Here is a 1642-nt window from a genome sequence, read left to right on the forward strand (position 1 = left end):
GACTCGAGTGCTGGCAGAACTGTGAGCCGGCTTGGATCAGTCCCACTTGCTGGTCCCTCAGCCACTGGTACGCGGAGAGGATGTGGTGGACGTTGATGCTGTCGCGGACCTTGATTCTCGGATCACTCCCGTCCAGCAGGAGTCCTGTCCCGAACTGAGACTTGCAGAGGAGTAGTTCTCCGGAGACATCCGAAGGCGAGATGGTTGGGTGGAGACTGCCCACATGGATTCCCAGAAGGAGGTCAACGTGTCCCTTGGGACGCTGGACCAGAGTCGGATCCAGCTCCGGAAAGATGTCGGAGACAGCAGAGATATCCACCTCGGGTTGCTCGGCGGTGATCTGCTCCATCTCCGTGGCCACCACCTTGTGGATGGTGCCCTTGCGGTCCACAAGGCCGATGGTGTACTCGAAGGTTTTCCAGGGCTTGGTGGTGCCGCCGGTGGTGGTTAGCTGGATCGTTACCGGCCTGCCCTTGACCTTCAGCAGCTTTGCGTATTCCCCGCGGATCATGTTGATGTTTGACCCGTTGTCCCAGAAGGTTGCGGCTGGGCGAGGCGCGCCCTCCACGGTCACGAACTGCATCTGCAGGAGCGTGTGGGCGATGTTCTCCTCCCCGTGGTGCACCGGCCTAGCAGTAGGCTTCTTGATGGCGGCTGAGACAGCGTTGCAGTAGCGGATCTGGGTCCCGTGGAGCATGGGGTGATGCCAGACCCCGCAGGCCCTCCCGTTGGCTTGCTCCTGGCAGGTCTCCGGAGGCTTCCCCCCGGGCTGGACTCTGCAGGTGTCGCGTCGATGGTTGCCGGTCCCGTCCAGACACATGGCGCAGCCCTGGAGCTTCTCCAGAGCCACTGCGCGCTCAGTAGGCGTCATCCGCTGGAAGCTGGGACAGCGCTGGAGCCGCGTAGCAGGTTTTGGGCCGGTCTTGGTCCAGAAGGTGTGTTCCTCCTTGCAGATGGGACAGGCGGACTTCCCCGGCTGCCCGCTGCTGGTGTGGTGCGTCTTCCTCTCGGGTTTCTTGGGCTTGGGACAGTCGGCGAACCTGTGGGACCTGTCCCCGCAGTTGTAGCAGGCAGACTTCCTGGAACCTGAGTCGGACTTGTTCCCCTCGGACTTCTTGGAGTCGATGAGGTCCTCAGCCAACGTGTCGCCCTCGATCCTCGAGATGCGACGCTGCATGGTTCTCTCCTCGTCCATGAAGGTGACGAAGTTGCGGTAGGCGCCGTGGATTGCGTTGCCGGCAGCTCCCGAGGACTGCACGTAGCGCTTCCTGGAGTCGCGAGAGGGCAGCTTCTTGACCATCTTGGAGATTGTGGGCTCGTGGTCCAGCACGTTGAGCTTCCCGAGCTCGATCAGGTCGTTCTCGGCCTTGCGCCAGGCGCGGTGAAACTCGAGGAAGATGTCGGGCTCCGTGTGCGCGTTCTTGCTGGGCTTGTGCAGCTCGAGCTCGCTGATGATCTCGGCCACGGCCTCCATCGGCTTGCCGTACTCCTCGTCCAGGAAGGCCCAGACCTCGGCCAGAGTCTTCATGTTCTTCACGTCCGGCTCGAGGATGCTCGGCAGGCACTTCTTCAGCTCTCGCAGTTGCAGAGGCTGTGGGTAGTAGGGCGCGACCGTCTCCACCCAGTCTCTTCGGAAGGTTGG

1 protein-coding gene is annotated in these 1642 nt (G+C 62.2%); it reads right to left on the bottom strand.

Annotated elements, in window-relative coordinates:
- Positions 1 to 1621: hypothetical protein (locus ACN0IC_RS15345; RefSeq protein ID WP_416879624.1), on the bottom strand; the 1621-nt coding region annotated here is incomplete at its 3' end.
- Positions 1622 to 1642 lie beyond the last annotated feature (21 nt).

The organism is Litorimonas sp., from assembly GCA_029936425.1.
Taxonomy (GTDB): domain Bacteria; phylum Pseudomonadota; class Alphaproteobacteria; order Caulobacterales; family Maricaulaceae; genus Litorimonas.